Below are 21018 nucleotides of genomic sequence, written 5' to 3'. Positions count from 1 at the left end.
CGGTTACCCGAAGAGCCGGTATGAGAACTTGTCGAGGTCGCCGGCCTGATCCTGGACCTTGGCGAGGTACGTCGCCGGGTCCCAGAGCTCTACCCGATCGAGGTTCCCACTTAGCAGGACGGCGCCAGACAGACCTGCAGAGGCCTGGAGGGCACCTGGGACAAGAATCCGCCCCTGCTTGTCGGGAGAAACCTCGACCGCATTGGCGATGATCATCCGCACCTGGTTCCACCCTTCGGGATTGGCGCGTCGGAACTCAAGCAAGTTCTCCTGGACCTCCTGCCACTTCTCCTGGGGAAAGAGGGTCAGGTAGCCCTCCTCCCATTGCAACAGAACGAAGTGGTCGCCCTCGGCCTCTCGACGAAACGCCGAAGGAAGGCTGATGCGGCCCTTCTGATCCATCTGATGTTCATACTGCCCGACGAAACCGTTCACGTGGCTCCCGTGGTGGCACAGAGTGGGGGCAAGTGGGGATGATTGGGATCAAGGTAGGGTGTCGTGGAACAGCGCGTCAAGGGTGCTTTTTACGAATTCCCTACCTTTCTCTTGACCCGTATATAGCCCGAAGGCGGCATAGATCCGGGATAAAGGTTGATTGGCCCCAAGGTCAATTTTTCGTTTTTCCGAACGAAAACCGAAAGTCTTCTCGAGGGCGAGAAAATCAGCGGTGGGGCGAAGTGGGGCGATTCATGAAAGAGGTCGCTCCCCGATGGCCCAACAGAACGTGCCCGGGGGGCCTGCAATTGCATCTTCAGACAGAGGGGCACAAAAAAGACGCCGCGAGGGATCTCTCCCCCGCGGCGCCATCAGCGCCGAGGCGCTGGGTCCGTCAGATCATCTACTGACCGCGCTTGATGATCGCGTCCTGGATTTCGATGTACGTCCCTGCGTTGTCGATCAGCTGCTGCAGGTTCACGCCCACAGACTCGGGATAGTCACCGGCGAGGTTCAGAAACTCGAGCGCCTGGTAGAACTTTGGCAACGACAGATTCGCAGATGGCAGCGTCTGCGGCTCCTGCTCGGCCAAGGCCCGCTGATAGAGGCTGTAACCATGCCAGAAGTTCAGCTGGTTCATCATGGTCTCAGAGAGGTTCGGAATACGCTTTGCGTCGGACACCGCTGACGCGGCGTACATGTAGTCGTCTTTCTCCACACCGTTCTGGTAGGCTTCGGCGAATACCATCTGGGCCGCCTGCTGCGCCTGCTGTGGGTTGTTCTCCGCAGCAACACTCAGCACGTCCACTGCGTCACTCACGCGACCGGCCTGGATCAGCCAATTACCCTGACGGAGCGCAGCATTCGGGTGGTCCGGATTGATTTCCATGACTCGGTCGAGCGCGGTGATCGCGTCATCGAGTCTCTCATTGCGCTGGAGCGCATCGGCATAAAGAAGCCACAGGCGATCTTCGTCACCGTGGGTCTGAAGCACCCGCTCACCAAGTGAGATCGCAGATTCGAGATCTTCGAGTTGGATGTATGCCGAAATGACGTTGGACAGATGGCCCACCGGAGTCTCGGCGCCCTTCGCCTCAAAGACCTTTTCGTACGAAGCGATCGCCTCGCGGTAGTAACCGACCGCCTCAGGGGCTACGGCATCACCGCCGTTCTCAGCACCTACCGCCGCTTCCTGCTGAATTTCCAGCGCGGCGCTGAACGCGAACCCACCGTACTGCTCGTGCAGATCGACGTTCTCGGAATCGACGTCCAGTCCGACCTGAATGAACTCCATGGCACCAACCGGGTCACCGGCCTGGGCCAGCTCATACGCGATCCGCATGCGGATCGCAGCGTTGCCCGGGTTGATCTCAAGGTAACGCGAGTAGTACTCACGGGCCTTTGTGTCCTGGTCCGTGAGCGCAGCGATGTAGCCCGCCCGCTGCAGCGCGTCTTCATGGTACGGGTTGGCCGCGATAACCGTCTCGAACTCGATCAGCGCATCCGTGTGGTTCTCCATTTCATAGAGAACGAGCCCGCGGAGGTAGCGAGTACCCATCGAGTTCGGATTAAGGCCCAGCGACTCGTCGCAGTTGCGGAGAGCGTTCTCCCACTGCTGACTGGCGTAGTAATCGTTACAGATGGCCGCTGAACGGACCGTCGTCGAGTAGCGCTCGAACGCGTCATAAATGTGTACTGCCGCGCCTTCCTCATCCTTCTCACCAATCGGGAACGGCTCGATCGGGAACGACTCGGACCCCGCGATGTCCCATACTTCGGCGGAGATGACCCAACTCTTGTCCGCCTGCTCGGTGTAGCTGGCACAAATCACGACCGGCACATCGATCTGCGACGCGAGCTGTCGCGTCCGAATGCAGTCGAGATCCTGGATCTTCATATCGAAGTTCTTGACCTCATCCTTAATGTCTCGCTCCGACAGGGCCACGTGGGTCGGCATGCTACCCATAAGTTCGCGAAGCTCCTTCGACGCTTCCTTGCCGAATTTGTCCTTCGCGTCCTCGAGCGGGGTGAAGTACGGAATCAGCACTTTAAAGCGCCCACCGTCCTGTGCCGCAACCTGCGCTGCAGGCGCGAAGATCACAGCCGCAGCAGTGATCATGAGTGTCAGCTTGAGCCGTCCAAGCATGGCCTTATCTCCCTGGGGTTTCTCAACATGTAGCGACCCACCAAAGCGGGTCTCGCCCGAACCGGTACCCGAACGTGTTAGATGCTCTTACAGCCAACGAAAAGCCGGAGGTCCCTGTACTGAAACACCCCGGCAAGTGAAGCATGTGAATTTATTCACAAATAATGGCGTGGGTCAAACCCAGCGCCAACGTCGAAGGCAAAACCAGTCTCCCCTGCCAACTCCTGTTGCACCTGGGTGCGGCCATCGACAGGGACTAAATAGACCTACTAGAACGGGCCGTCGAACGACTCCAGAATTGACTTCAGCTCGTCGGGCATCGCCTTCGACTTGCCGGTGTCGTAGTCGAACATCACTTGGACCGTCGCCCCACTCTGCAGCTTTTCACCTTCGGCAGAGCGGACCTCATACGCCATCTCAAAGTGCTTTCGGCCCACCCGGACGACTCTTACGCTGACGGCCAACTCCTGTGGCCACAGCACCCGAGCGTGCCAACGAACGCGACACTCGGCAAGGACGTAATCCAGCTCATTGAGCCCTTGGCCCACAACCTCTATCCAGTAAGCCCATCGTGCCTCTTCGAAGTAGATGAGGGCGTCAGCATGATGAGCATGCCCACCGATGTCGATGTCGCGAAAACGCACCGGAACTGAGTGGGTGAATCGAAATTCTTCTAGGGCTTCGGTCACGGTGGCGTTCTTGCAGGAAGGTGGAGGTCAGCGCGCGGCACGCACTACTTTGGGAGAATCAGTCAGCTTCGTCACCCTCAGCACCGGTCGACCGCCAGACACTCGACCCAGATCTCAGTGGTCATGATCCGAACATCCAGGAGATTCGTACCCCACAGTCACGGGCGCACCACCCGTGCGCTAATGGTATCGCTGTTCGGCCTCGCAGCGTGTGGGGGCCGTGCGACAACGGCCGGATCGAGTGTTGCCGCCGAGGCTGAGCGGCGAGCGCTCCGGGTGGACCGACCCACTCCCCTGAACGGAGCGACCCGCATCAGTGTCGGTGACATCGACTTCCGCGGGCTCTATGTGTGGCCCGGAGGAGGCATCTCCTCCTCCATCGGAGTAAACGAGCTGGTGGCGGCCGGCCTGCTCCGTCGTCGTGAAATGAAATAGGTCAAACGTCGACGCTTCCTGGTCATTGCCGATGCCGAGCGAAGTGGTAAACTGCGCCGGCTAGGTCAACCGTCTACTGGCGTCAGTGTGACGCCTGCCTTTTCGATCCAGGCGGTATGGATTCCGCTTTCGGCTATCCGCACATCAGTGGAAATCCGCCAGATGGAAGTCCTCAGTGGCGAAATGGTACAATCGACGCTGGCGATGCTCCCATCCGAACCCGATGTAGTGACGCTGGCACGCTCGATCGTCGACAAGGCCATCGCGATGCTCGATGATGAAGGCCGCCTACCGGCCTAGGTGGACCCGCCCGAGTCAGGGCCAGCGAACGCGGAAGGGGCGTCAGGTGTATCCCAAGCATCGCTGGCCAACTTCCTCGCAGGGCTTGCGGCAGACGAACGATGGAACTGGGAAGGCACTCGAAGGGGCTATCAAGCCACGGCTGCAGAACCGGCCTTCCATGAGGCGGTGACGCTCCTCGCCCGGGCGGCGCGCTTGAAACTGGGTGGCACACTGGCAGAGAGTTGAGGCAGAAACCATGAAAGACCGTTGGACCTTCTGGATGGCGGTGGCCATCATGGCCGCCGCACCCGCGGTCGGAGCGGCCCAGACGCAGTGTCAGTTTCGGGGTGCACCCGATGCCTTGGCCGAGCGGCCGAGTCCCCCCGACTCCGTCATGATCGATCTGGGCGGTGATGCCGCCAAACTATGTTATGGTCGCCCTTCACTTCGGGGACGCACTATGATCGGCGGCGATGACGCCCTCGGTTCGCCATGGCGGTTCGGCGCGAACGAGCCCACGACGTTGCATCTACCTTTCCCTGCGACGTTCGGGGGAATCGACGTTGAGCCTGGGTCCTACTCTCTGTACGCCATTGCGGAGACGGGTCAGTGGACCATCGTAGTAAACGGGAATACGAACCGATGGGGGATCCCGCTCAGCCCTGATGTGCGCAGCGCAGACATCGGGAGCTTTGAAGTAGTGGTGACAGATCCTGGGCGGCTCGTCGAGACACTTACCTTCCGCTTCGAGGGCGCCGGCTCGGCCGGATCGCTCGTCTTTGCCTGGGAACGAGCGACTCTGCGGATCCCGATCTCCCGGCGCTGATTCTGAGTCCTGAAAAAGAAATGGGGTGAGCAGAAGGCCACCGCCTCGACTATTGACGCGAAGGTGGTCATCCAGTTGGCGAGGACGGACAAAGCCGTGCTCGAACCAAGCTCCATCTCGGTATATACGATCTGGTAATGCTCTGGCACTCGTTCGCCCAAGGTTCCCCCTAGATCCAGTTCATCAGCCTTCTCTGCACCGACTTTGATAGTCCGGAAGCGTGAGCGGTTGGACCGGGGATCAGCCCGCGCGGCAAAAATGTTGCGCGGGGGTCACAGCCCAGACACCATGACGAAGACATGACTCCAAACAATCCGGGTGCATACAGCTTGAGCCCATCAACCTGACGGCACCCCTGGGGACCATCCTAGGAATCTTGATTGTTCTGATTCCAGTGAGCGGCACTCCCGCCCGCTTCGCCATGAGCCCGACAGGCGATGCCTTCAGCAGGCTGTTCAAGACAAAAGGAGCAGGCGACACAATACGGATTCTGGAACCGCGCCTCAATCTGCAGGAACAGGAAATCGCAATGCTCCATCAGACTGTCCGACGGGAAAGAGTTCGCCCGACAACTCGCCGGCTCGGATGACAACGGCTGACAGAAGCGATTCCGCGGGCCCGTTCGGATTTCCGGGGCCCGTCGAGATCATTGCCCACCGAGGGTTCAGCGCCCGTGCCCCCGAGAACACCTGGGCGGCACTCGACGCCGGCCTCTCGGCCGGTGCGGATGCTGTCGAGTTCGATCTACACCCCGCGTCGGATGGCACCCCATACCTGCTGCACGACGAGACGCTAGACCGCACGACGAGCGGCACCGGGGCCGTGCATCTGCATACGCCGGACGAGTTGGATACGCTCGATGCAGGGAGCTGGTTCGATCCGGCGTTCGTGGGCGAACCCATCCCGTCTCTCGCTGCCGTCATGACTTCGCTACGTGGCCGTGTGGGCCGGATTTACGCCGAGGTGAAGCGGACCAGCTCGGGTAACGAAATGTCGTCGGTGGTAGCGGCAGTCCACAAAGCAGGCCTGTTCGAGCACACCGTCTTCATCTCGATGGACTGGGGGGCACTGGATCAGATCAGGAGTCTCCAGCCGGGCGCGAGGATCGGATACATCGTCGAAGCGCGTTCGCGTGTCGACGAAGCGCGCGAACGTGCGAAAGATGATTCCGACGCGATGCTGGACTTCGATGCACGGATTCTCCTCGGTGACCCGAGGATTGCGGAGCGCTGTCGCGAAGTCGATATCGCCCTGGCATGCTGGACGGTAAACGCCACGTCTGTTGCGCGGTCCATGCTCGACATGGGGGTGCCGCGAATCACGACCAACGAAGTCGCTGACCTGTTGGAATGGAAGGAGTCGCTCAACCCCACCTCACCGGAGAATGCTCGATGAGCACTAAGCCGGATAGCGCGGATTTCTCCCCCTCCGGACGGAGCGCTGCGCTCGAAGCGATGTCGACCGAATCCGTTGACGTGCTCGTGATCGGCGGCGGCATCACAGGAGCCGGTGTTGCGCGAGACGCAGCCCTGCGTGGCTGGTCCGTAGCACTGGTGGAACAGGACGACTTCGCGGCAGGCACCTCTAGTCGATCGTCCAAGATTGTCCATGGCGGCGTCCGATATCTCGAGTACGGCCACTTCCTTCTGGTCCGCGAGTCGGCCCGTGAGCGACGGGTGATTCAGTCCATCGCCCCTCACCTCGTGCATCGCCTCGACTTCCTCTACCCCGTCTTCTCTCCGGACTCCGTGCTGAAAATCAGAGCTGGCCTCGCGGTCTTTGACTGGCTCGCCGAGACGGACGACTCGGATCGGCATCAGTCCCTGGATCCACAGGAAGTACGGAGGTTCCTCCCTGGCCTCCGAGATCCTTTGCGCGGAGCGATCCAATACGTCGAGTACATCACCGACGACGCGAGATTGACCCTCGAGAATATTCAGTCCGCTGCAGCCCACGGGGCCCGGGTGGCGAATCACGCACGCGCCGAGTCACTCTTCACCGACTCGGAAGGCCGCGTCCACGGCGCTAGTGTCCGAGACACAACGGACAGCAGCGTTTACGAGGTCCAGGCACGAATCGTGGTTAACGCCGGTGGCCCCTGGGCTCAGGGCGTCCTCGAGGACTCCGGCCTCGCCGCCCGCAAAGCGCTGCGGCCCAGCAAGGGCATCCACATCCTGCTGTCAGCGGGCCGCCTCCCAATCAAGGGAGCCGCATTCCTGAAGTCAGAGACGGGTCGGCGCGGCCTCGCCATGCGACGGCTGGACTACGTCTACGTGGGAACGAGTGACGACGAGTACACAGGTCCTATGGAAAGCCCGCGCGCGAGCCGCGCGGATGTGTTGGACCTCCTGGCGATGGTTCAGGACTGCTTCCCCGCCGCGGAGATCACCCTGGACGACGTGCTCACGACGTGGGCTGGTATCCGGCCCCTGATCGAGGAAAATGGAAAGACGACCCGCGACACCTCCCGAGAGGACGAGGTGTGGCCCGGGCCCGACGGGTTGGTCACGATCGCAGGAGGGAAGCTCACGACCTACCGACGGATGGCCGGGCGCGTCATCGAAGAAGTCCTGAACGCACTGGGCGACTCTCCTGTCATGGACGACAGAACGGCGGAGGTAAGGCTGCCGGGATGTCCGGCGGGGGACGTGTCCAAGTTCATCGAGGACCGCCTAGAACGACTCGGAGAAGCAGGTGTGCCGGAGGCCACTCTCAAGCGGCTCGGATTCTTGTATGGTACCCAGCTTGACGATCTCCTCGCCTTGGCGCGTGAGGATCCGACCTGGCTGGCCCCTCTGGGCGAGGACGTTCCCGCTCTGCGGGGTGAGGTGCGGCTGGCGGTCATGAAAGAAATGGCGGCCACGCTCATCGACGTCATGGACCGCCGGCTGGCGTTACTCCTCTTCTCACCAGACTCGGGCTTGAGCGGAGCCTCAGAGGCCGCCTCGATCATGGGCGTCCTACTAGGCTGGGATGAGGCCCGCGTCTCCGCCGAGGTGTCTGGGTATCGAGCGTACGCGATGGAGCACCGCGTCCCGGCTTCGTAAAGCTCGATCCCTCAGGCCGTGGTTTCCACCCCTCTGCCAGCATCGGGTGGGCCACCCATCGGCAAGTGCAGTATGAACCGGCTCCCTCGCCCCAGCACGGAAATCACCGACGCGTCCCCCCCATGCGAGGTAGCCACACCTTTCACGATCGAGAGTCCCAGCCCAACAGATCCCCGATCGAGCTCGTCGCCCTGGGCGAATCGATCGAATAGCCCGCCTACAAGCTCAGGGGCTATACCCGGCCCCGTGTCCTCGACCGAAATCAGTACATTGTTGCCATCCTCTTCCGCCGAAAGAGTGACGGAGCCTCCCTCAGGCGTTAGACGAATCGCGTTGTCGAGAAGGTTCGAGAGCGCCTGAATGATTCGGTCACGGTCGACTCGTGCGCTGAGGTCTCCGTCGCCGACCACCACGCTGATCGAGCGTTCCGCTCCCTGTCCAAGGAAGAGGTCGCGAGCTTCCTCAAGGATCGGGGCGAGAGGTTCGTGAGAGGGCCGTATCACCAAGGCACCCGCTTCCATCCTAGCGACATCGAGCAGATCCTCGATCAGGCGCTGCATGCGCTTGCCCGACCGGCGGATGATCTCGGCCTGACGACGTCGTTGCCCCTCGTCGAGCGGCAGATCCAGCAACAAGTCCGCCGACGCGAGCGCGACGCCCAGAGGGTTTCTCAGATCGTGTGACACGATAGCCACCACGTCCTCGCGCTGCCGAATCGCCCGTCGCAGAGCTTCTTCCTTTTCATGGATCTGCGTCATGTCCGTGAACGTGAGGACAGCACCCCGCAGTTCAGTCCCGTCGATCATCGGCTGCACCGACCAGCGCGCCGGAAATGAACTGCGCTTCCGCCGCCAGATGACCGCGCCCACGTCAGACCAAATCTGCTCCCCCGCAGCGACCGTCTGTGCGAGCGGAAAGCTGTCCTCTGTGACGGGAGCCCCATCTGCATCGGTGTGAAACAGCGTGGCCACGACATCCCGACCTTGAATCTCGCCCTCCGGCCACCCCACAAGCCCTGTGCCGGCCCGGTTGAGCGAAATGCAACGACCTTCCAGATCGATGCCGAGCACCCCGTCGCCCGTCGCCTCGAGAAGCGCGTCGACCTCTCTTCGGCCCCGGACCGCCTCCCGCCGTTGGATCTCGCGCTCCGTGGTGAGCGCTCGGTAGCGGTGGGCTACACGACCGAGAATCAGAGAGGCGAACAGGGCCACCGCCGCGAGTACCCTCGTGATTCGTGTCTGCCGCCGCTGCTCGTTGGCAACCCGCCGCCGGCCATCGGCCACCGCCGCCTGGATCGACTGATCCAGCTCACGCGTGGCCCACTGGACGTCGTTGTACCCTGCGAGGACGCGGTCACGGGCCCCCTCGTTAACGCCAAACTCGAACAGACGCTGATTACCAAAACGCCATGCCACCGATTCGGTCTGAAGTCGGACAAGCCGGTCGAAGAAGCTCTGGCCACCCAGTGCACTGGGCACCGCGTCGAGCCACGGAGCGAGGACCTGCAACTGAGCGAGAACAGCTTCCTCTTCTGCCGCCGCTGACAAGTATGGATCCCGAAACATTCGTGCGGTCATTGCCGCGTGCGGCGGATCTTCGAGCGTGTTGGCATCCTCCGTCGCAAGGTACCCCTCCATGCGCGCGAACTGCCGTGCCTTTAGCAGAAGAAGGTTCGAGCTCAGTCGTGCCGCCGGCTCGAGCACATCTGTAATCCGCATCTGTACGACGGCGACCCGCTGCCCGTAGTACACAGGTACAGCGACTAGGGCGCCGAGAGAGAGCGCGACGAATCCGAGCGCCCAAAGGCCACGAACCGACGGCGGACGAATGGTCGCGGGTGTACTCATCCTACTCGTCGGGGCCGAAGTCCGGTTCGCCCTCTTCCTGAAATTCGTCTTCGAGCAAGCGGAAACTGTCGTTCAGCTCCCGATTGGTCTCGGTCCCAAGAACGCGTCCTGCAATGTACTCACTGAGTACCGCCCCCCGCTTAAAGGCCTCGGCCTGACCAGCCCCCGCCAGCCAGACATTATCGAAGTCTGGATGGGTATCGATCATGAAGTTTCTACTTACGGCGTTGCAGTAGTGACAGGCCCGTGTCTCGTTGATGATACGGTCGATTCCCATGGTCCTCTGCGGTTTCTGGTTGGGTCATCGCCGCGACCCGACTTGAAAAACCGTTGTTCAGGCAGATGAAGCCGAGCCGACGCGTTCGCTGTTAGTTCCGGATCGATGCAAGGCTGACGGCATTGAGGACGGCGCGCTCTGACGACAATTCGGCGGATCCCGGTTCAAATCCGTTCATGCGAAGAATGTACGACACCAGGTCGACAGCCTCTTCCGAAGACAACGATCCGGGAGCCGTTTCCGGCATCTGTGTCTGGATCATCTGGTAGAGATTCCCCGCGCTCCGGCGACTCCACTTGAACTTGAACTGAGAGTCTGAGAATTCGCTCGAGTAGTGGCACTCGGTGCACGTCGCACGGAAGGTGTCCCGCCCCCGATCAGCCTGGGCGGCGCTGAAACTCGCGACCTCGGCAGAAGCCGGTTGAGCCGTCGCCGCGTGGGTCTCTGCCGGCGCCTCCGGCATGGCCGACACGCCGCCAGCGCGCGCGGGAGCCGGCTCCGTGGCACCGGAGGATGCACACGCAGGCAGGACAACGATGAACAGCAATGAGAGGACGGCTTTTGAAAGCTTCATGTTGTGAGCGTTGGGGAGGGGGTGGGACACTGCAATAAGAGTCCTACCAAAGTGAACCGGCAAGCATTTCCTGGCGCAGTGGCGCATAGATATGGGACCAAGACCCTGAATTATTGACCAGGATCATCCCGGCAATCGTCAGTCCGCGGAAGGCGTCCAGTGACACCAGTCGTTCCGAGGACTCAGTCATCGCTTGCTCAAACCTGCCTCAGCCCGGCGGAGGTCGTCTTCCGTGTTGACGTTCAACAGCGCAGGCACATCTTCCGCGCCGTCGACTTCGCTGTCACTGAGCACGACGCGGGTCCCATCCACCGCCTCGAACAGGGCCCGAGCGGCCCCCTCCCCACGGTCGAGCAGCGCCGCAGCGATCGGGAGGCACGTGATGCTGTACGCAGCACACAGCGGCTCGAAATCTGGCACCCCGTCACGAGACGCTGCCGCAGCCCAAGCCCCGGCAGCCGTATCCAGGCTCTCTTTCAACTGCCTGACCCGAAGTACCTCACGGACAAGAGCTACACCTACCAGTGGTAAGTCGCAGGCGAGAACAAAAACGGCATGGTATCCTTCTCGGGCCCCGTAGGAGAGCGCTGCCTCGAGCCCCGCCAAGGGGCCTGCGCCAGGCCGCAGGTCGCCGATCACATCCCAGGCACCAGTCGGGGTTTCTTCGCGGGACGAGACCACGACAACGTCCTCGCAAATTTCGGCAAGCGTGTCGACGGTCCGTTCAAGCATCGAAACACCTCCCAGCACCGCCGATGCCTTGTCCCGTCCCATGCGACGACTGGTCCCACCCGCCAAGACGGCTCCCAGAACCTTCAGGGCCACTCTCAGTCGACCCGCTCAGGTCGGGTATAGACGTTAAAGCCGCCGTTGCGTGCGAAGCCGATCAGAGTCTGACCGAACTGGCGAGCGAGGTCCACCGCGAGGCTGGACGGGGCACCGACCGCGACGAGTATAGGCAGCCCGGCGGCCACCGCCTTCTGCACAACTTCGAACGACGCGCGACCACTCACCACCAGGACATCATCAGAGGCCGGTAGCGCCCGCTGCATGAACTGATGGCCGATCACCTTGTCCACGGCGTTGTGCCGCCCCACGTCCTCCATCACGACCAGACGTTCTCCCGTTCGGGTGAAGATACCGGCCGCGTGGATACCGCCGGTGCGCTCGAAGACACCCTGAGCCTCCAGCAGCCGGTCCGGAAGTTGGGGAACGAGTGCCGCGTCGACCGTCAGTCCCGGCGCCAGAAGCGTACACCCACGGGCCTGAACAGCATCCAGCGAGGCCTTCCCGCAGACACCGCAGCTCGAAGTTGCGTAGAAATTCCGTTTCACGGACTCAGGGTCAAACGCCACCCCTGCGGCAAGCTTCGCCTCAACGACGTTGTACTCCTGCTCTTCCGGCCCGGTGCAGTAGGACAGTTCATGCAACTGATCGGTGGTGGTAATGAGTCCCTCGCCATGCAGGAAGCCGGCCACCAGTTCGAAATCGTTTCCAGGGGTCCGCATGGTTACCGCGAGCGGCTCGATCCGCTTCTCCCCCCCCTCGAGCCAAGACACACGGATCTCCAGCGGCTCTTCCACTGCGAGCGCATCGCGCTCCCGCTTCGACTCGGTGCCGCGATATCGAGTGACCCGCGTGGTCCGAGCGCCCCCCTTCGGGGCAATCATTCCGGGGCCCTAGGGCACGCTCGCAAAGTCACAGCCAGACCCCTGATTAGAACTGGAAGATCGGGAAATTCTGAAGCAGATTGTAGAACGCCGCACCTACAAGCCATGTCAGCACCGTCTTGCCGTTCGAGATATCGAGTGCCTGCCGGATGGCGATAAAGCTGGCGACGCTCACCCAGACTGCGACGACGATGGTCACGATGGCGCCGAACACTGGGACCACCGCGAGTAGGTACAGCACTCCCGCAGCCTTCGCGAAGCCTAACGTTCAGAGCAATTCACCCCACGTCGCTTTCCCGTCGAAGACCTTTTCGCCGATTACATAGGTGAGGCCAGCCCAGACCAGCCAGGAACCGAGCTCCATCACAGCGAGCCCGGCCGCGTAGAACAGACCGCCATTCCAAGCACCCACCGCCATGCAGACCGCAGCCAGCACCACCACGATGGCCGCCTGACCTGTCGCGGTCGCGTCCGCCTCTACTTCTTCGTACACATCAACTCTCAGCATCGCCGCGCCTATCATGCGGCTAGTGAGAGTTCCATCTGTCTGAGTCATGCGTCTACACCGGCATTCGTGGGTCTGAAGGGCACTAGCGCGGCAGCCGCTGCGGCATATCTGCCACGACATACGCGATCACGGCCATCGTCGCGACACAGAGTGCGACTTCGTCAGGGTCGAGCTTATCGACCGTATCGGCGTCCGTGTGGTGGTACCAGAAGTATTTCGAACCATCGACGCTGAGTCCCATGCCTGGCACTCCGGTCTGCATGAGCGGCCCAATGTCCGCCCCCCCCCCGCCGCGAGTGATCGTCCCCGACTCTGTCCGATCGAGCAGTGTGGCGATGTCCTGGATCATCGCGAACGCTTCGTCCGACCCAGTGAAGCCAAACCCGCTGGGCTTGAACACACCTCCGTCAGACTCCATCGCCAGGACGTGATACTCGTCCGCGTGGTCCTCAGCATACTTAGGGCCGCCCGGGCCGCCATTCTCCTCACTCGTCCAGCCAACCGCCCGGATCGTGCGGCGCGGCTGAAGGCCGAGTTCCTTCATGATGCGAATGGCTTCCCACGCGGCAACCACACCGCCCGCGTCATCCATCGCGCCGGTTCCGACGTCCCAGGAATCGATGTGACCGCCGAACACGATGACCTCGTCTGGAAATTCGCTGCCCACGATTTCCGCCATCACATTCCGCGACGGAGCATCCGGTAGTGTGCGGGCCTCCATCTTGAGGAGGAGTTCAGGTCGTTCACCCCGATCCTGCATACGCTGAAGTAGCTCGGAGTCCTCCACGGTGATCGCGGCGTGGGGGATTTTCGGAACGTCGTCCGAATACGCGCTATTGCCCGTATGGGGTGTCTGCTGGGAATAAGGCGTGACCGAACGAACGAGGCTCGCGGCTGCACCAACGCGCGCCGCCTCAATCGCCCCTTGGGAACGATATCGGACCGTTTGACCGTAGCTCGTGAAGGGCACGTTGTAGAGGACGATTCGCCCGCCCGCCTCGTCGGCTCTGGCGGTCAGCTCCTCGAAGCTCCCCACGACCAGCACCTCAGCGAGAATCCCCCCGACCGGCGTCGCGACGCTTCCTCCGAGTCCCAGCATGGGTAGTTCCCGCGGCCACGGCAGAATCATCTCGAGGCTCTCGTTCCCGCGAACCCAGTGCGGCACCATGACATGGTCACCGCGAGGGTTGTCGAGGCCATCCTCCTCCATCTCGACCAGCATCCAGTCGATGGCGCGCTCCAAGGCGACGGAGCCCGAGACACGCGGCCCGAACGTCTCCGTCAACTCGGTAAGACGCGCATAGGCATCGTGGTCACCTGTGGCGGCATCGATGATCTGATTTGCTACGTCTCGGTACTCGTCGGCGATCGTCTGCGCATTGGCATCAGCAGTCGGCACTCCGATGAGTGCGAAAAAAAGAACGAAAACGGTCCGGTGAATCATGGAACGACCCCCAGGTCGGTGTTCAATCGAAGTATGGAGCGAGCGCGCTTGATGGAGGCGGAGGCGTAAGCAAGCTGACGCCGACATAGAGAGCTGCAGAGACAATGAAGCCACAAAGTACTGGTTCAATGGTTGGCGTGCCGAAGATTTCCCATAGGAAGGTGGCTGATGTCCCTCCGATCATCGCAGAGGCTGCCCCTTCGCGGGTGGCGCGGCGCCAGACCACTCCACCCACCACCGGAAGCACGAACGCCGACGCCATCAGGGCAGTGAACAGCAAGACGATAAACTGCACCAGATCTCCTTCCCCGACACCACTCAGGAGAAGAAGTACAGGTACGGTGCCCACGACGACGATGCCCGCACGATCAATCCACATCCGGCGACCAGGCGTGATGTCCGGGTCGATCAGATTCTGATAGATGTCTACGGACAACGCAGACCCAGCGACCATCAACAGAGAATCGACTGTCGACATCATGGCGGCCGTGATCGCCGCGAGCATGATCGCGCCCAGTGTCGCGGGCAGGACGGCGGTTGCGATCATCGGCATGGCGAGGTCACCCGTCGCAAGCGAAGGGAAAAGCACGATCGATGACAGCGCAAGCACGAAGACGAGAAGATTGATGCCCAGAATCATCACAATGGCGAAGAGCACCCCGCGGCGAATCGTCCGCATGTCCTTCATTGCGTAGAGCCTGATGAGCTTCTCCGGAGTCGCGACCCCGCCCAAGAAGAAGGACAGGCCCATCGTCAGCAGGAGAGTCGCGGGCATGGTCTCCCATGTGAACACGAGGGGGTGCGCCGACTCAACAAGCGTCAGGAGTCCCCCCAATCCATCGACATGGCGCAACGTCAGCGGCACAGCGAACAGTGCCCCGAGGCCCATGACGACGAGTTGAAAGGCGTCTGTGTACACGACGGCCACCATGCCACCCACGACCGTATAGGCAAGCAGAATCACGGTGAAACCAATCATGCCCCAGGTCGTGGGAATCCCGAAGACGGTGTTCGCGATGAGTCCCCCGGCGACGATCTGTGCCTGGATATAGACGACTGTGGCAATCAAAATGATCGCCGCCGCGAGACCCCGTATGCCCTTCCCGTAGTACCGTGTCTCAATAAACGCAGGGATAGTGAGCTCTTTTTGTCGGGTGAAGCGCGGAGCCAAAACCGCGACCATGAACCAGTACGCGAGCGGGATCGACAAAAGCACCCAACCAAAGGACCAGCCGGCGGTATACATGACCCCGATAGTCCCCACGAACGTCCCCGCGGACGTATGCGTCGCCGCCATCGTCGCACCACCGGTGAACCAGCCGAGCTGTCCGCCTGCGATCCAGTAGTCAGTCTCATTACGGGTCGCGCGCAGGCTATACCAGCCGATCGCGAAGACGATCATGAAGTACCCGACGAAGATGAGCATCTGCGTACTCATTTTTCCTCTCGGCGCTCAGTCCGAACCATCCAGAATCCATAACCCAAGACGATGAGTCCGCAGACGACGAAGAGGCCCCAGAAAATCACGCCGGGACCGTTCATGCGTTTGCCGCTGCTGCCACACCACTCAGATGACGCCATCCAAAGACCGCAAATCCACACAGCATAGTCAGCGTGAGCAGGTCGACAAGGAGTGGAATCCCGGGACGCCAGGCACCGTCCGTTCGACCGCGAAACCCAATCATGGCCGGAACCACGGGGAGCGACACCTCATACTGGCCCGCCGGATTCAGTCGGAGGCCAGAGGGGAAACCCTCTACTAGTGACCATTGGGCTGGCAGCACCAGGATCGCGCGGAAGCCGGAGCCCTCATCCACCAATGGTGGAGCCGTCAGCGTCGGGATCCGCCCGCGGACACGCCCGTCGTCTACCTGGACAGCTTGTTCGACCCGATAACGCACCTCAATCGGCAACGCCTCACCAGTCACGGCCGACGGTGGCATGATCTCTCCCGATCTGTGCGTACCTCCGGTCACAGCGAGCAAAATGGCTGGCCCGGGGCCCACCGTGAACGACTCAGTTGTCGCCTCGCCGAAACCCAATAACTCAACCGGAATCGGCGAATCAAGCGGAAGCGCTCCGCCACCATCCGCGACAAACGTGTAGTGAATCGTGACCTGCGCAGCACCGTCACCGACCGAAGCATCCACCTCCATCTGTGCTGACTCGACCCGCCACATGGACTCATCCTGAGCGGCGGCAGAGGGCGCGGTGATCCCGGCGAGGGCCACCAGTCCGAGGAGGACGAATCCCCGGGGGCCGAAGGGCACCAACGTCAGGACCAAGCCTCACTCATTACACGCAACGCGTTCGTGCCCATGACCTTTTTGATGTCTGCGTCCGAGTACCCGTTTTTCACGAGCCAACGGAGAATGTTCTTCGAGCCTTCAGTGGGGTTCTCGAGTCCCTCCACATATTCGACCTCCTCGTACTCCTGGCCCGGCTTACCTGCGCCGCGCGACTCCTTCAGAGAAAGGCTTGCGGCATAGGTTCTATGGAGGCCGACGTGATCTCCATAGACTGTGTCCGGACCGAAGCCAACGTGATCGATGCCCACTAGGTCCCTGACGTACTCGAAGTGCTCCATGAAGGCATCGAGATTATGGGACCGATGATTCTTTGTGAGCGTAGTGTGCGGCGCGCACTCGATTCCTATGACACCACCCTTCGCGGCAACCGCCTCAAGGACGTTGTCCGGGGCCAGGCGGTTGGAGTCCCAGAGCGCCTTCGCGCCGATATGAGACAGGACAATCGGCTTCTCGCTCCACTCGACGGTGTCGAGTGTCGTCTGGTCGCCGCAGTGCGAGCAATCAATGAGCAAGCCGACCTTGTTCATCCGCTCGACAGCCTTCTTTCCAAATTTCGTCAGACCGCCGTCTCGGTCCTCCTTTAGACCGTTCCCGAGCGCATTGGATTCCGAGTAGGTGATTCCCAGAGAACGGAGTCCGAAGCCATGGAGGATATCGATGCGGTCGAGATCGTGTTCGATCATCGCAGCGCCCTCCATGGTGGCGATCCATGCCATGCGCCCCTCGTCATGGGCTCGCTGGATGTCATCAATGCGCAGACAGTGAAAAAGGAAATCCTGGTGGGCCAGATCGCACAGACGCATGCCGAGATCGTGGAGCACATCGTCCCACTGCCAGCCTGACTGTGAGTGAATCGTGCACACACCATCCATGAGATTGTCGAAGACCGCGTCCCAATGGGATGCGGCGAGGCCCTTGAATGCGGTGCTCATGCGACCGAGGCGAGCGTACTCCGGGGTCTCCTCGATGCGATCCGGAAAAACGCCCAGATGTTCATGCATCGAGACGAGAAGGCAGCTCTCGAGCAGCCCTCTGACCCTCGCCTCCTGGTCACCAGAAAGGGTCAGCAAGTAGGGCGGCACGCGTTCCAGTTCGTCGGCCAGGTCGAAGGCCTTGTAGTCGGTGCCGGCATCGAGGTATGAAAACGACGTGTATCCGTCGTAGTTTTTGTCGAGGCTCATCTGCTTCTCATGAAATCGGAAGGGGTCGGCTCGCGACAACCTGATGTCTCAACCGGGCCACGGCCATTCTGCGCTCACACGGCCCGACGGTCGAGCCATCAAGCAGCCCTGCTGATCACGCCGCGAGGTACTCCGCTGGGATTGTCTCGGTATCGGGCTGCGCTTGAACGAAGATGTCCACGACATCGGATCGAAGTTCGTCCCGGTCTCGTCGTGGATGGTCTCGACGGCCTTGCCATTCGAGACAGCCTTCCGATACGGGCGACCCATGGGCTGGCCTCAATTCCGTCGGGCGCGACCTCGGCCTCTCAGTCAAATCCACGTAAGGATTCGACGTGGATCGTCCGGATCATATCGTCGTCGTCTGCGACGACGATTCTACAGGGAGGGCCGGCCATTTCGCCGTCTGGGTGAGCACTGCTGGAACGAGTGATCCCTCAGTGACCCCAACCCACTGCAGTGCTGCTGGGAACTCCCAAGGATTTTGCTATTGCCGCATGTGACAGGAAGCCGCCTCTTGGCCTGATCCAAGCACCAGAGGATCCCACCTTCGGAGATCGATCCATGTTACGGAACCTTCGCGCCCCGGCTCTGTTGATTCGGACAGGTCTGGCAATCCTGTTCGCCGCCCTGTTCATGATACCGAGCAACTCGGCAGAAGCTCAGCACCGAGGGGACCAGGAAGGTGCAGCGAACTTCGACCTGGCCGCCCGCTGGGCCCCCTATCAGATCCGGGACATGGTCCACAGTACCACTGTGGAGCCCAACTGGATCGAGGGTTCCGAGGGGTTCTGGTACGAATGGGAGAGTTCTGATGGAACGAGCTACTACATCGTCGATCCTCAGCGCGGCACCCGGACGCAGCTCTTCGACAACGATCGAATCGCAGCGGAACTGACACGGATCACGCTCGATCCGTGGGACGGCCAGCACCTGCCGATCCGCAATATCCGCTTCATCGACGCCGGCACGTTGCAGTTCGATGTCGAATCCTCTCAAGACGAAGAGACGACCGACGATACTGACGGTGACGACAGCGATCAGGATCAAAATCAGGAGGATGGCGACGACGACGAGGAAGACGTCAGCAAGAAAGTTCATCACTTCGAATACACGGTGTCTTCGCAGTCCCTCCGAGAGCTCGAGGCCTACGAAGCGCCGAATGATCATCCGACCTGGGCCAGCGTTTCTCCGGACGGCCAGACCGTGGTCTTCGCCAAGCTCCACAACCTGTGGATGATGAGCGGGACGGACTACGCCCGAATTCTCGACGCCCGGCGTGGGGAGGACGGCGACGAGGCTGATGAAGCGGAAGAAGAGATCGAGGTAACCGAAACCCAGCTCACCACGGATGGCGAGGAGTACTACAGCTACGCGGCGAACGCGAGTGGGCGCGGCGAGACCAACGTTTCGCGTGAAGAGGACATGGAGGATCGGAAGCGCACGAACCTATCCTGGTCCAAGGACTCACGTCGATTCTCACTGTTGCGCTCGGATCAGCGGGAAGTCGACGACCTGTGGGTCGTTCACGTGACGGGGAATGTCCGTCCGGAACTCGAGACCTACAAATACGACATGCCGGGCGAGGACAACGTCACCCAGAACGAAATCGTGATCTACGATCTTCAGAACATGAGTTCGGTGACAGTCGACGATGAACCGTGGAAGGATCAGCTCCTATCGATCTCGAACGACCCGCAGTTCACGTACTCGGACTCCAACGAGCCCCGCCGGTCACTCTGGCTCTCGGACACGTCCGACGAACTCTTCTATGTACGGATGTCGAGGGACCGCTACCGAGCGGACATCATGGTCGCCGACGCGACCACTGGCGTTGCCCGCCCGGTCGTCGAGGACCGATTGAACACCTATATGGAGACTCGCGCTCCAATCCGGCTCCCGAATGGAGAGTTGCTGTGGTGGTCGGAGCGGGACGGCTGGGCGCACGTCTACCGGTACGCCGCGGACGGGACGCTCATGAACCGCCTCACGGAAGGTCCATGGCACGTTGACGGTATTGTCGGCGTCGACGAAGAGAGTGGCCACATCTTCCTGACCGGTCAGGGCCGCGAAACCGGTGAGGATCCCTACTACCAGCACCTCTACCGCGTGAATCTGGACGGCTCCGGACTCACTCTGCTCAACTCGGGAGACTTTGAGCATCGCTTCAGCATGAACGAGTCTCGCCGGTACTTCGTGAACAGCTATTCCCGTGTGAATACGGTGCCCACCTCGTCACTGCATGATGCGAGTGGCGCCAAGATCCTCGACTTGGAAGTCGCCGACTTCACAGCACTCGAGGAGGCGGGGTACGGCTTCCCCGAGCCGTTCGTCGCAGAAGCCGCGGACGGCTTCACTGACATCTACGGTGTGATGTACAAGCCCTACGACTTCGATCCGGAGAGGACGTATCCGATCGTGGCCTACGTCTACCCCGGCCCGCAGACGGAGTCCGTTTCCAAGTTCTGGTCCACGAATCCCTACGAGCAGGGCCTGGCCCAGTTCGGAATGATCGTAGTCACGCTAGGAAACCGCGGTGGAAATCCTGATCGTTCGAAGTGGTATCACAACTATGGATACGGAGACCTCAGGGACTACGGACTGGACGATAAGAAGGCCATTCTCGAACAACTCGCGGACCGGCACGACTTCATCGATCTCGATCGGGTCGGAATCTACGGGCACTCGGGCGGTGGATTCATGTCGACCGCGGCCATGCTCGTCTACCCGGAATTCTTCAAAGTCGCAGTCTCCTCCTCGGGGAATCACAACAACGACGTGTACAACCGTAACTGGTCCGAAACGCACCACGGCGTCAAAGAAATCATCGATGGTGAGGGCGAAGTCACTTTCGAGTTCGACATCGAGAAAAATTCGGACTTGGCCGCGAACCTGAAGGGCAACTTGCTGCTCACCACGGGTGACATCGACAACAACGTTCACCACGCCGGCACCTTCCGGATGGCGGAGGCTCTGATCCGCGCGAACAAGCGATTCGATTTCTTCGTCTTCCCGGGACAACGTCACGGGTACGGCGACATGGGCGACTATTGGTTCTGGCTCCGCGCGGAGTATTTCGTCGAACACTTGCTCGGCGCGGACGCGGACGAGGCGGACATCGTCCCGCTGCAGCTGGAGCGGCCGAGAACGAGGTAGGCAATACAACTTCTTTCGAGGCGGCACTCGGTGATCAGGCCCGCAGTCGCATGCGCGATTGCGGGCCTGTGCTTTCCGGCTTCATCGACACCGGCAGTGGCACAGGGCTTCCGAGAGATCTTCTCCTACGACGCCGAGGTTGTTTTCGAGCCGGGCGGCTCGACGATCGTGACCGAGTCGATCGAGGTTCGG

Annotated in this window: 21 protein-coding genes; 6 read left to right on the top strand and 15 right to left on the bottom strand. The window is 61.2% G+C overall.

Annotation, left to right across the window (positions count from 1 at the left end):
- Positions 1–3: 3 nt before the first annotated feature.
- The 3 genes from OSA81_09460 to OSA81_09450 form a co-directional block, all read right to left on the bottom strand.
- Positions 4–435 carry a hypothetical protein gene (locus OSA81_09460; protein MDE0899232.1) on the bottom strand — a complete coding sequence of 144 codons (432 nt, stop codon included), beginning with the start codon at positions 433–435 and terminating at the stop codon, positions 4–6.
- 403 nt (positions 436–838) lie between these two features.
- Positions 839–2581: a tetratricopeptide repeat protein gene (locus OSA81_09455; protein ID MDE0899231.1), complete on the bottom strand. Its 1743-nt coding sequence runs from the start codon at positions 2579–2581 to the stop codon at positions 839–841.
- Between the two features lie 269 nt (positions 2582–2850).
- The gene (locus OSA81_09450) at positions 2851–3270 is read right to left on the bottom strand and encodes a thioesterase family protein (GenBank protein ID MDE0899230.1); all 420 of its coding nucleotides are present in this window, start codon (positions 3268–3270) and stop codon (positions 2851–2853) included.
- 123 nt (positions 3271–3393) lie between these two features.
- Between OSA81_09450 and OSA81_09445 the strand changes: the two genes are divergently transcribed.
- The 5 genes from OSA81_09445 (at position 3394) to OSA81_09425 (ending at position 7860) form a co-directional block, all read left to right on the top strand.
- A complete protein-coding gene (locus tag OSA81_09445) occupies positions 3394–3705 on the top strand; it encodes a hypothetical protein (GenBank protein ID MDE0899229.1) in 312 nt (103 codons plus the stop codon).
- A 162-nt stretch (positions 3706–3867) separates the two neighbouring features.
- Complete coding sequence (locus OSA81_09440; protein MDE0899228.1) at positions 3868–4005, top strand: hypothetical protein; 138 nt, start codon at positions 3868–3870, stop codon at positions 4003–4005.
- A 238-nt stretch (positions 4006–4243) separates the two neighbouring features.
- Entirely contained in the window at positions 4244–4813 is a 570-nt protein-coding gene (locus tag OSA81_09435; protein MDE0899227.1) for a DUF2911 domain-containing protein, read from the top strand.
- Positions 4814–5398: 585 nt separating this feature from the next.
- Positions 5399–6208 carry a glycerophosphodiester phosphodiesterase family protein gene (locus OSA81_09430; protein ID MDE0899226.1) on the top strand — a complete coding sequence of 270 codons (810 nt, stop codon included), beginning with the start codon at positions 5399–5401 and terminating at the stop codon, positions 6206–6208.
- Positions 6205–7860: a glycerol-3-phosphate dehydrogenase/oxidase gene (locus OSA81_09425; GenBank protein MDE0899225.1), complete on the top strand. Its 1656-nt coding sequence runs from the start codon at positions 6205–6207 to the stop codon at positions 7858–7860. Before OSA81_09430 ends, OSA81_09425 begins: the two co-directional genes overlap by 4 nt.
- Before the next feature lie 11 nt (positions 7861–7871).
- Here the strand turns inward: OSA81_09425 and OSA81_09420 are convergent, their stop codons facing one another.
- From OSA81_09420 to OSA81_09365, 12 genes are all read right to left on the bottom strand, one after another.
- On the bottom strand, positions 7872–9707 hold the full coding sequence (locus OSA81_09420; protein ID MDE0899224.1) for an ATP-binding protein: 1836 nt from the start codon (positions 9705–9707) through the stop codon (positions 7872–7874).
- A gap of 1 nt (position 9708) precedes the next feature.
- Positions 9709–9984: a hypothetical protein gene (locus tag OSA81_09415; GenBank protein ID MDE0899223.1), complete on the bottom strand. Its 276-nt coding sequence runs from the start codon at positions 9982–9984 to the stop codon at positions 9709–9711.
- 91 nt (positions 9985–10075) lie between these two features.
- Positions 10076–10558, bottom strand: coding sequence for a c-type cytochrome (locus tag OSA81_09410; GenBank protein ID MDE0899222.1), 483 nt, complete (start codon positions 10556–10558; stop codon positions 10076–10078).
- A gap of 43 nt (positions 10559–10601) precedes the next feature.
- Positions 10602–10748, bottom strand: a complete 147-nt coding sequence (locus tag OSA81_09405; GenBank protein MDE0899221.1) for a hypothetical protein — start codon at positions 10746–10748, stop codon at positions 10602–10604.
- Positions 10745–11383, bottom strand: a complete 639-nt coding sequence (locus OSA81_09400) for a molybdenum cofactor guanylyltransferase (GenBank protein MDE0899220.1) — start codon at positions 11381–11383, stop codon at positions 10745–10747. The genes OSA81_09405 and OSA81_09400 overlap by 4 nt, the downstream gene beginning before the upstream one ends.
- A 2-nt stretch (positions 11384–11385) precedes the next feature.
- Positions 11386–12228 (bottom strand): formate dehydrogenase accessory sulfurtransferase FdhD, encoded by an 843-nt coding sequence (fdhD, locus tag OSA81_09395; protein ID MDE0899219.1) that lies wholly within the window; start codon positions 12226–12228, stop codon positions 11386–11388.
- 46 nt (positions 12229–12274) lie between these two features.
- Positions 12275–12469 (bottom strand): hypothetical protein, encoded by a 195-nt coding sequence (locus tag OSA81_09390; GenBank protein MDE0899218.1) that lies wholly within the window; start codon positions 12467–12469, stop codon positions 12275–12277.
- 27 nt (positions 12470–12496) lie between these two features.
- Entirely contained in the window at positions 12497–12784 is a 288-nt protein-coding gene (locus OSA81_09385; GenBank protein MDE0899217.1) for a hypothetical protein, read from the bottom strand.
- Positions 12785–12818: 34 nt separating this feature from the next.
- Positions 12819–14180, bottom strand: a complete 1362-nt coding sequence (locus OSA81_09380) for a M28 family metallopeptidase (protein MDE0899216.1) — start codon at positions 14178–14180, stop codon at positions 12819–12821.
- 22 nt (positions 14181–14202) lie between these two features.
- Positions 14203–15618 carry a hypothetical protein gene (locus tag OSA81_09375; protein MDE0899215.1) on the bottom strand — a complete coding sequence of 472 codons (1416 nt, stop codon included), beginning with the start codon at positions 15616–15618 and terminating at the stop codon, positions 14203–14205.
- Positions 15619–15718: 100 nt separating this feature from the next.
- A complete protein-coding gene (locus OSA81_09370) occupies positions 15719–16465 on the bottom strand; it encodes a hypothetical protein (GenBank protein MDE0899214.1) in 747 nt (248 codons plus the stop codon).
- Positions 16456–17670, bottom strand: a complete 1215-nt coding sequence (locus OSA81_09365; protein ID MDE0899213.1) for a membrane dipeptidase — start codon at positions 17668–17670, stop codon at positions 16456–16458. Before OSA81_09365 ends, OSA81_09370 begins: the two co-directional genes overlap by 10 nt.
- 564 nt (positions 17671–18234) lie before the next feature.
- Between OSA81_09365 and OSA81_09360 the strand changes: the two genes are divergently transcribed.
- Positions 18235–20826, top strand: coding sequence for a DPP IV N-terminal domain-containing protein (locus OSA81_09360; GenBank protein ID MDE0899212.1), 2592 nt, complete (start codon positions 18235–18237; stop codon positions 20824–20826).
- Positions 20827–21018 lie beyond the last annotated feature (192 nt).

The sequence above is a fragment of the Longimicrobiales bacterium genome (assembly GCA_028823235.1).
Classification (GTDB): domain Bacteria; phylum Gemmatimonadota; class Gemmatimonadetes; order Longimicrobiales; family Gaopeijiaceae; genus UBA2589.
This window is presented reverse-complemented; position numbering and strand designations above follow the sequence as displayed.

Excerpts from the sequence above, each read along its gene's own strand:
- OSA81_09365 (MDE0899213.1), bottom strand. The coding sequence starts at position 17,670 with ATGAGCCTCGACAAAAACTACGACGGATACACGTCGTTTTCATACCTC.
- OSA81_09440 (MDE0899228.1), top strand. The coding sequence starts at position 3,868 with ATGGAAGTCCTCAGTGGCGAAATGGTACAATCGACGCTGGCGATGCTC.
- OSA81_09425 (MDE0899225.1), top strand. The coding sequence starts at position 6,205 with ATGAGCACTAAGCCGGATAGCGCGGATTTCTCCCCCTCCGGACGGAGC.
- OSA81_09415 (MDE0899223.1), bottom strand. The coding sequence starts at position 9,984 with ATGGGAATCGACCGTATCATCAACGAGACACGGGCCTGTCACTACTGC.
- fdhD (MDE0899219.1), bottom strand. The coding sequence starts at position 12,228 with ATGATTGCCCCGAAGGGGGGCGCTCGGACCACGCGGGTCACTCGATAT.
- OSA81_09380 (MDE0899216.1), bottom strand. The coding sequence starts at position 14,180 with ATGATTCACCGGACCGTTTTCGTTCTTTTTTTCGCACTCATCGGAGTG.
- OSA81_09405 (MDE0899221.1), bottom strand. The coding sequence starts at position 10,748 with ATGACTGAGTCCTCGGAACGACTGGTGTCACTGGACGCCTTCCGCGGA.
- OSA81_09385 (MDE0899217.1), bottom strand. The coding sequence starts at position 12,784 with ATGACTCAGACAGATGGAACTCTCACTAGCCGCATGATAGGCGCGGCG.
- OSA81_09430 (MDE0899226.1), top strand. The coding sequence starts at position 5,399 with ATGACAACGGCTGACAGAAGCGATTCCGCGGGCCCGTTCGGATTTCCG.
- OSA81_09435 (MDE0899227.1), top strand. The coding sequence starts at position 4,244 with ATGAAAGACCGTTGGACCTTCTGGATGGCGGTGGCCATCATGGCCGCC.
- OSA81_09360 (MDE0899212.1), top strand. The coding sequence starts at position 18,235 with ATGTTACGGAACCTTCGCGCCCCGGCTCTGTTGATTCGGACAGGTCTG.
- OSA81_09410 (MDE0899222.1), bottom strand. The coding sequence starts at position 10,558 with ATGAAGCTTTCAAAAGCCGTCCTCTCATTGCTGTTCATCGTTGTCCTG.
- OSA81_09375 (MDE0899215.1), bottom strand. The coding sequence starts at position 15,618 with ATGAGTACGCAGATGCTCATCTTCGTCGGGTACTTCATGATCGTCTTC.
- OSA81_09420 (MDE0899224.1), bottom strand. The coding sequence starts at position 9,707 with ATGAGTACACCCGCGACCATTCGTCCGCCGTCGGTTCGTGGCCTTTGG.
- OSA81_09445 (MDE0899229.1), top strand. The coding sequence starts at position 3,394 with ATGATCCGAACATCCAGGAGATTCGTACCCCACAGTCACGGGCGCACC.
- OSA81_09455 (MDE0899231.1), bottom strand. The coding sequence starts at position 2,581 with ATGCTTGGACGGCTCAAGCTGACACTCATGATCACTGCTGCGGCTGTG.